Annotated in this window: 8 protein-coding genes; 7 read left to right on the forward strand and 1 reads right to left on the reverse strand. The window is 71.1% G+C overall.

What is annotated here, in order from left to right:
• The first annotated feature begins 152 nt into the window (after nucleotides 1–152).
• The 3 genes from P4R38_RS17540 to P4R38_RS17550 all read left to right on the forward strand — a co-directional run bounded on the left by P4R38_RS17540 (nucleotide 153) and on the right by P4R38_RS17550 (nucleotide 3,268).
• Complete coding sequence (locus P4R38_RS17540; RefSeq protein ID WP_277193289.1) at nucleotides 153–1,475, forward strand: lipase family protein; 1,323 nt, start codon at nucleotides 153–155, stop codon at nucleotides 1,473–1,475.
• A gap of 123 nt (nucleotides 1,476–1,598) precedes the next feature.
• Nucleotides 1,599–1,988: a YciI family protein gene (locus P4R38_RS17545; protein ID WP_275239154.1), complete on the forward strand. Its 390-nt coding sequence runs from the start codon at nucleotides 1,599–1,601 to the stop codon at nucleotides 1,986–1,988.
• The gene (locus P4R38_RS17550) at nucleotides 1,985–3,268 is read left to right on the forward strand and encodes an RNA polymerase sigma factor (RefSeq protein ID WP_277193290.1); all 1,284 of its coding nucleotides are present in this window, start codon (nucleotides 1,985–1,987) and stop codon (nucleotides 3,266–3,268) included. The genes P4R38_RS17545 and P4R38_RS17550 overlap by 4 nt, the downstream gene beginning before the upstream one ends.
• 163 nt (nucleotides 3,269–3,431) lie before the next feature.
• Here the strand turns inward: P4R38_RS17550 and P4R38_RS17555 are convergent, their stop codons facing one another.
• Nucleotides 3,432–3,755: a GNAT family N-acetyltransferase gene (locus P4R38_RS17555; RefSeq protein ID WP_277193291.1), complete on the reverse strand. Its 324-nt coding sequence runs from the start codon at nucleotides 3,753–3,755 to the stop codon at nucleotides 3,432–3,434.
• Nucleotides 3,756–3,879: 124 nt separating this feature from the next.
• Here P4R38_RS17555 and P4R38_RS17560 point away from each other — a divergent pair, with 124 nt between their 5' ends.
• The 4 genes from P4R38_RS17560 (at nucleotide 3,880) to P4R38_RS17575 (ending at nucleotide 7,695) form a co-directional block, all read left to right on the forward strand.
• Nucleotides 3,880–4,689, forward strand: coding sequence for a DUF4190 domain-containing protein (locus P4R38_RS17560; protein ID WP_277193292.1), 810 nt, complete (start codon nucleotides 3,880–3,882; stop codon nucleotides 4,687–4,689).
• Between the two features lie 41 nt (nucleotides 4,690–4,730).
• Nucleotides 4,731–5,705: a pirin family protein gene (locus P4R38_RS17565; RefSeq protein WP_277193293.1), complete on the forward strand. Its 975-nt coding sequence runs from the start codon at nucleotides 4,731–4,733 to the stop codon at nucleotides 5,703–5,705.
• 239 nt (nucleotides 5,706–5,944) lie between these two features.
• Nucleotides 5,945–7,093 carry an LLM class flavin-dependent oxidoreductase gene (locus tag P4R38_RS17570; RefSeq protein ID WP_277193295.1) on the forward strand — a complete coding sequence of 383 codons (1,149 nt, stop codon included), beginning with the start codon at nucleotides 5,945–5,947 and terminating at the stop codon, nucleotides 7,091–7,093.
• Nucleotides 7,090–7,695 carry an FMN reductase gene (locus P4R38_RS17575; RefSeq protein ID WP_277193294.1) on the forward strand — a complete coding sequence of 202 codons (606 nt, stop codon included), beginning with the start codon at nucleotides 7,090–7,092 and terminating at the stop codon, nucleotides 7,693–7,695. The genes P4R38_RS17570 and P4R38_RS17575 overlap by 4 nt, the downstream gene beginning before the upstream one ends.
• Nucleotides 7,696–7,854: the final 159 nt, after the last annotated feature.

A 7,854-nucleotide genomic window follows, 5' to 3' on the forward strand; every position in this document is an offset into this window, starting at 1 on the left:
GTGGGTGAGGAGACAGCACCGGCTCACCGGGCCCCCGGACCCCGTATCAGCCCGCGAGATGGGAGGTGATCCAGGTCACAAACTTACTTACGCGTAAGTAACCTCGGCCTCAGGACCGAAAGCCGGTCCGCGATCGGGCTCCGGAGGTTGCCATGCAGGGAAGTACTCGCACGTTCTCAGCACGCGTCGCGGTCGGTGCGCTGCTGCTCGCCACGGCCGGCGCGGTGGTCCCGACGGGGGCGCAGGCCGCCGAGGACGATCCCTTCTACACCTACGACGGCGACCGGCCGCTCTCGTCCTACGCCCCGGGTGAGGTGCTGGACACCCGCACCTCGACCTATCACGTCGCCGGCATCCCGACGCCGGTCACCGCGGTGCAGCTGCTCTACCGCAGCACCGACGCCCAGGGTCGTCCTGCGGCCAACGTGACCTCGGTGCTCAAGCCGGCCCGACAGGACCCGACCAAGGCCATCTCGTACCAGTCGTTCTACGACTCCCTCGACCCTGCCGACAGCCCGTCCCGGTCCATCGCCGGCGACGTCACCCTCGGTGGGGTCATCAACAACATCGAGTCGATCTTCATCGCCCCTCTGCTGCTCAAGGGCTACACCGTCGTCGTCCCCGACACGCAGGGCCAGCAGGCCGACTTCGCCGCAGGACCCGAGTACGGCTACAACACCCTGGACTCGCTGCGGGCCGTCACCCACTCCTCCGCGACCGGGCTGGACGAACGCACCCGCACCGGGTTGTTCGGCTACTCCGGCGGCGCGATCGCCACCAACTGGGCGGCCGCGCTGGCGCCCTCGTACGCGCCGGACGTGAACAAGAACCTCGTCGGCTTCGCCGAGGGCGGGCTCCTCGTCGCCCCGGCACACAACCTCAACTACGTGTCCAGGAGCGTCGGCTGGGCCGGGATCGCCGGCATGGCCATCGTCGGGGTCGGCCGCTCCTACGACATCGACTTCACGCCGTACCTCAGCGACTACGGACGCTCGCTGTCCGCCAAGCTGCAGAAGGCGTCCATCGTCAACGTCCTGTACCAGTACCCCGACCTGACCTGGCAGAAGATGGTCAAGCCCCAGTACGCCTACCCCAGGTCCGTCCCCGAGTACGTGAAGGCGGTCAACAAGATCAACCTCGGCTCGGCGCCGACCCCGACCATCCCCGGCTACATCGGGCAGGGTGCGGCCGGTGAGCTGGAGGGCACCTCGGGCACCAAGCCGGGCATCGGCCGCGGCGACGGGGTGATGATCGCCGGGGACGTCCGTACGCTCGCCCGGCAGTACTGCGCCTCGGGCAACAGCCGCATCAAGTACACCCAGTTCGACCTGACCAGCCACATCCCGACCGCTGCACTCTGGGCGCCCGGTGCGATCCGCTACCTGGACGACCGGTTCACGACGAAGGCCGCACCCTCGGACTGCGGCCGCATCCCCGCCGGCAACCCGTTGACCCCGGAGACGCCGACGTCCTGACGTACGCGGTCGCGGCCGACCGTCGAAAGTTGCGTCCCGGGCGACGTCGCACCCGCCAGGGCTCATTCGTGGACATGATGAGGACGAGCAGAACGGCACGTCCCACCGACGAAGGAGCACACCATGACGCAGTACATGATCTCGGTGATGGCGACCGAGGGCGAGCCGCAGCCCAGCGGCGCGGAGATGCAGCGGTCGTTCCGCGACGTCGAGACCTTCAACGAGAAGCTGCGCAAGAACGGCCACTGGGTCTTCGCCGGCGGCATGCACGAGCCGAGCACCGCGACCGTCGTCGACGGCACCGGCACGGACGTCGTCACGACGGACGGACCGTTCAGTGAGTCCAAGGAGTACATCGGCGGCTTCTGGGTGATCGAGGCCACCGACCTGGACGCGGCGCTCAGGCTCGCCGCCGAGGGCTCCAAGGCGTGCGGCGGCAAGGTCGAAGTGCGGCCGTTCCACGACGAGGCCGACATCGAGGACATGGTCCGCGAGGCGGACGCCCGAGCGTGAGCCGTACGACTCCTGCCGCGGACCGTGGGCGCGCCTCGCGCCCGCGGCCCGCGGGGGCTCCCGAGGTCGAGACGGTCTTCCGGGAGGAGTTCGGCCGGGTCGTCGCCACGCTGGTCAAGCGGTTCGGAGACATCGATTTGGCGGAGGAGATGGCGCAGGAGGCGTTCGTCGAGGCGATGCAGCGGTGGCCGCGCGACGGCGTACCCCCGAACCCCGGCGCCTGGCTCACCACGACCGCCCGCAACCGCGGCATCGACCGGCTGCGGCGGGAGTCGCACCGCGACGCCAAGCAGCAGGCTGCGTACCACCTGTACGGGGAGGAGGAGAGCGTGCCGAGCGCGCCCGTGACGTCCGTGACCGACGAGCGGCTCCGGCTGCTCTTCACCTGCTGCCACCCTGCGCTCGCGGCGGACGCGCAGGTCGCGCTCACCCTGCGGCTGCTCGGCGGGCTCACCGTGCCGGAGGTCGCCGACGCGTTCCTGGTGCCGGAAAGGACGATGGCACAACGCATCACGCGCGCGAAGCGGAAGATCAAGGCCGCGAACATCCCCTTCCGGGTGCCCCGGGACGCCGATCTGCCCGACCGGCTGCGCGGCGTGCTCGGCACGATCTTCCTGGTCTTCAACGAGGGGTACCTCCCGCAGTCGGGTGAGCACGCGATCCGGACGGACCTGTGCCACGAGGCGATCCGGCTCGGGCGCGTGCTGCGCGGTCTGATGCCGGACGAGCCCGAGGTGACCGGCCTGCTCGCGCTGATGGTGCTGACCGAGGCGCGGCGTCCGGCTCGCGTCGGCGGCGACGGCGTGCTCGTACCCCTGGACGAGCAGGACCGGACGCTGTGGGACCGCGCGCTGATCGACGAGGGGCACGACCTCGTCCGGTGGTGCCTGCGCCGCAACCGGCCCGGCCCGTACCAGCTGATGGCGGCGGTGAATGCCGTTCATACCGATGCGGATTCGGTGTCGGACACCGACTGGGGGCAGGTCCTCGCGCTGTACGACCAGATGTACGCGGCCACGCCCACGCCGGTCGTCGCCCTCAACCGCGCGGTCGTCGTGGCGGAGCTGGAGGGCGCCGAAGCGGGGCTGGCCATCGTCGACGGGCTCGTCCTCGACGGCTACCACCCGTTCCACGCGACGCGCGCCGACCTGCTGCGGCGACTCGGGCGCGCGAACGAGGCGCGGGCCGCGTACGACCGGGCCATCGAGCTCGCGTCCAACCCCGCGCAGATCGCCTTCCTCACCCTCCGCCGAGACGCGCTGGACCCACCCGCTGGTTGAGCCGGGCGAGCGCCCAGGCGCGAGCCCGAGTCGAAACCCCGTGCGCCGCCGGGAGAGTCTCCCCGCGTCTCACCGGGTTTCGACACGGCTCTCGGCTGGCGCCTCGACCCGGCTCAACCGGCGGGGGGGGGTGCTGCGGCTCAACCGGCGGGGGGTGCTGCGGCTAGCCCGGGATGGCTTCGAGGGCGGCGGGGGTGACGGGGTCGACCAGGTCGGCGTACTCGCCGTGCTTCTCGACGAAGGACTTCACGTACGGGCAGACCGGTACGACGCGCAGCCCGTCGCCGCGGGTGTCGTCGAGCGCGTACGTCACCAGCCGGCTCGCGAGCCCCTGGCCGGAGTACGCCTGGTCGACCTCGGTGTGGAAGAAGACCCGCTGCTTGCCGTGGTTGACGTAGCGCGCCACTCCCGCCTCGGCGCCGTCCACGCTGATGACGTAGTGGTCGCCGGTGGCGCTGCGCGCGATGCTCACGTTGTCGTCGGCCATGCCCCGAACGTACGGCGGCGGCCATCCTGGCGAAACCCCCGGGACCCGCGCCGCGTGTCCCGATACGCTCCGGCGTCGACCGCGCGACGTCAGGGGCGCTCGGCGACTCGAGCAGGAGCGCACGTTGACGCAGCCACCGTCCTGGGGCCCGCCGCCCGGACCGCAGCACCCGACCGACCCGTACAGCACGCCGTCTGGCCCGCCCGCCAACGGACCCGCGCCGCAGTCGGGACCGTACGGTCGGCCACCTGCGGCACCGACGTACGGCGGTGCCTACGCGCCGTACGGTCCGTACGCCCCGCAGGCGCCGCAAGGGACGAACGGCTTCGCGATCGCCGGGTTCGTGCTGGGCCTCATCGGCGGCTGCCTGCTCGGGCTGATCTTCTCGATCATCGGCCTGGTCCAGATCAAGAAGCGCGGCGGCCGGGGGCGCGGCCTCGCCATCGCCGGCCTCTGCCTCAGCATCGCGTGGACCGTGGCCGTGGCCGGCGTCGGCGTGTGGGCGATCGTGACCGAGGCGGATCGCGACAGCAACGGCTCCGTCGTCCACCGCGGCGACCTGACGGCCGACGACATTCGCGTCGGTGACTGCATCAACCAGCCCGATCCGCCGAAGGGCACCGAGTCGGTCCAGATCAGCTCGGTCCAGGCCGTGCCCTGCACCGAGCCGCACGACCTGGAGGCGTACGCAGAGTCAGCGCTCACCTACACGGGCTATCCGGGCGACACGGAAGTCACCGCGGCGGCCGAGCGCGCCTGCACGGACCGGTTCACCGCATTCGTCGGCACCGACATGGCCGACAGTGACCTGGCCGTCCAGTACTTCCACCCGACGCGTCGGTCCTGGGCGCTCGGGGATCACGACGTGACGTGCCTGGTCGGGGAGCCGAGCGGCCGCACGACGCTGACCACCCTGCGCGGAGCCGCTCGCTGATCTGCGCGACTTCGTACGATGGGTCATGGAGAGGACGCGCCATGAGCAACCCTGAGAACTCACCGCAGGTGGAGGTCTGCGCCTCCGAGTCCGCTCCAGCGGCCGAGCTGCTGACGGCGCGCGACGTTCCGCTGGGCGGCGTCCGCGCGATGTCCGTCCGCCGGACGCTCCCCCAGCGGTCCCGCTCGCTGATCGGCGCCTGGTGCTTCGCCGACCACTACGGCCCGGACGACGTGTCGGTCACCGGCGGCATGAACGTCGCCGGGCATCCGCACACCGGCCTGCAGACGGTGTCCTGGCTGTTCAGCGGCGAGATCGAGCACCGCGACAGCATCGGCTCGCACGCCTTCGTCCGGCCGGGGCAGATGAACCTCATGACCGCGGGTCACGGCATCGCGCACTCGGAGTACTCGACGGCGAGCACGACCACCCTGCACGGCGTCCAGCTGTGGGTCGCGCTCCCGGAGAGGTCCCGCGACACCGCCCCGGCGTTCGAGCACTACGAGCCGCCGGCCGTGGACGTCGACGGCGCGCGGGTCGTGGTCTTCCTCGGGTCGCTGCTGGGCTCGACCTCGCCGGTGACCATGTTCACGCCGCTGGTCGGTGCCGAGATCACCCTGCGACCCGGGCAGACGCTCGACGTCCCGGTCGACCCGGCGTACGAGCACGGCGTCCTGGTCGACACCGGATCGGCGACCGTCGGCGGGATCGACGCCAAGCGCAGCGAGCTGGTCTACCAGCCGACGGGCGGCTCGACGCTGCGCCTACGCGGTTCGGACGACGAGGCGACCCGGGTGCTCGTGCTGGGCGGCGAGCCGTTCGGCGAGCAGATCCTGATGTGGTGGAACTTCGTCGGCCGCGGCCAGGAGGAGGTCGCCGCCTACCGCGAGGAGTGGGAGCGCGAGCGCAGGGGCGGGCAGGGCGGGACCGTCCGGTACGGCGCGCTCCCGACCGAGTGGGAGGAGACGATCCCCGCACCCCCGATGCCCACCGTCCGCCTCAAGCTGCGCGGCTGACATGTCCCCCACCGCCGGTCGAGTCGCCGGAACGCTCGCACCCGCCGGTCGAGTAGCCGGAGCTTGCGGAGGCGTATCGAGACCAGCCGCACGCGGTCGCGGGGTCTCGATACGGGCATCACTGCGTTCGCCCTGCTCGACCGGCGGTATGGCGGAGAGGGGAATGGGACGGCGAGGCGATATGTTGTTGAAAATGCAACTACTTGGGAGCCGATGAGAGAGGCAGCCAGATGAGCGGGATGCAGTTCGGGATCTTCACGGTCGGTGACGTCACCACCGACCCGACCACCGGTCGTACGCCGACCGAGCACGAGCGCATCAAGGCCACCGTCGAGATCGCCAAGAAGGCCGAGGACGTCGGGCTGGACGTGTTCGCGACCGGCGAGCACCACAACCCGCCGTTCGTCGCGCCGGCCGGTCCGCCGGTCCTGCTGGCCCACATCGCGGCACAGACCGAGCGCCTTCTGCTCACGACGTCCACCACGCTGATCACCACCAACGACCCGGTGCGGCTGGCGGAGGACTACGCCTACCTGCAGCACCTGTCCGACGGACGCACGGACCTCATGCTCGGCCGCGGCAACACCGGCCCCGTCTACCCGTGGTTCGGCGAGGACATCCGCCAGGGCGTGCCGCTGACCGTCGAGAAGTACGGCCTGCTGCGTCGCCTGTGGCGCGAGGAGAGCGTCGACTGGGAGGGCAAGTTCCGCACGCCGCTGACGGACTTCACCTCGACCCCGCGCCCGCTGGACGGCATACCCCCGTTCGTCTGGCACGGCTCGATCCGCACGCCCGAGATCGCCGAGCTGGCCGCGTACTACGGCGACGGCTTCTTCTCCAACCACATCTTCTGGCCCGCGTCGCACACCCGGCAGATGGTCCAGCTGTACCGGCAGCGGTTCGAGCACTACGGCCACGGCACCGCCGCGCAGGCGATCGTCGGCCTCGGCGGTCAGTTCTTCATGCGCAGGAACAGCCAGGACGCCGTCCGCGAGTTCCGCCCGTACTTCGACAACGCGCCGGTGTACGGCCACGGCCCGTCGATGGAGGAGTTCACCTCCGCGACGCCGCTCACCGTCGGCTCGCCGCAGGAGGTCCTCGAGAAGACGCTCGGCTTCCGCGAGTACGCCGGCGACTACCAGCGCCAGCTGTTCCTGCTCGACCACGCGGGCCTGCCGCTGAAGACCGTGCTCGAGCAGCTGGACCTGCTCGGCGAGATCCTGCCGGACCTGCGCAAGGGCTTCGCCGAGGGCCGCCCGGCCGACGTCCCCGACGCCCCGACGCACGCCTCGCTCATCAAGCCGACCTCGCCGGCCGAGCCGACCTCGCCGGTTGAGCCGAGCGAGCGCCCCAGCGCGAGCTCGAGTCGAAACCCGGTGACGTCATGACGAAACTCGCCGTCATCAGTGCGGGGCTACGGGAGCCGTCCTCCACCCGTCAGCTCGCCGACCGCCTGGACGCCGCGGTACGCGCCGAGCTCGGGGTTCGCGGCGACCAGGCGACCTCCGAGGTCGTCGAGCTGCGCCCGCTCGCGCACCCGATCATGGACGCCATGCTGACCGGATTCCCCTCCGCTGCACTGGAGTCGGCGTTCGAGACGGTCGCGAACGCCGACGGCGTGATCGCCGTGACACCCGCGTTCAACGCGTCGTTCGCCGGACTGTTCAAGTCCTTCTTCGACGTGCTGCCCGAGGAGACGCTGTCCGGCATGCCGGTGCTCATCGGCGCGACCGGCGGCACCGAGCGTCATTCGCTCGTCCTCGACCATGCGCTGCGGCCGATGTTCTCCTACCTGCACGCGCTCGTCGCCCCGACCGCGGTGTACGCGGCGACCGAGGACTTCGGCGCGACCGGCCAGGCGGCGCTGGGACAGCGCGTCGACAAGGCGGCAGCCGGCTTCGCGCGGCTGCTCGGGGCGTGCGGTGAGCACCAGCGCCGTGACACCTTCAGCGAGCAGCTGTCGTCGATGGAGAAGCTGCTCGGCGGCTGACCACGACCCGAGCGAGCACCCCAGCCTCCGCTGGTTGAGCCGAGCGAGCGCCCCAGCCTCCGCTGGTTGAGCCGAGCGAGCGCCCCAGCCTCCGCTGGTTGAGCCGAGCGAGCGCCCCAGCCTCCGCTGGTTGAGCCGAGCGAGCGCCCCAGCCTCCGC

The organism is Luteipulveratus flavus, assembly GCF_029439465.1.
In the GTDB taxonomy this organism is placed as follows: domain Bacteria; phylum Actinomycetota; class Actinomycetes; order Actinomycetales; family Dermatophilaceae; genus Luteipulveratus; species Luteipulveratus flavus.

What these genes read in the sequence shown, in the direction of transcription:
- P4R38_RS17575 (WP_277193294.1), top strand. Translation starts at nt 7,090, where the DNA reads ATGACGAAACTCGCCGTCATCAGTGCGGGGCTACGGGAGCCGTCCTCC.
- P4R38_RS17570 (WP_277193295.1), top strand. Translation starts at nt 5,945, where the DNA reads ATGCAGTTCGGGATCTTCACGGTCGGTGACGTCACCACCGACCCGACC.
- P4R38_RS17565 (WP_277193293.1), top strand. Translation starts at nt 4,731, where the DNA reads ATGAGCAACCCTGAGAACTCACCGCAGGTGGAGGTCTGCGCCTCCGAG.
- P4R38_RS17555 (WP_277193291.1), bottom strand. Translation starts at nt 3,755, where the DNA reads ATGGCCGACGACAACGTGAGCATCGCGCGCAGCGCCACCGGCGACCAC.
- P4R38_RS17540 (WP_277193289.1), top strand. Translation starts at nt 153, where the DNA reads ATGCAGGGAAGTACTCGCACGTTCTCAGCACGCGTCGCGGTCGGTGCG.
- P4R38_RS17545 (WP_275239154.1), top strand. Translation starts at nt 1,599, where the DNA reads ATGACGCAGTACATGATCTCGGTGATGGCGACCGAGGGCGAGCCGCAG.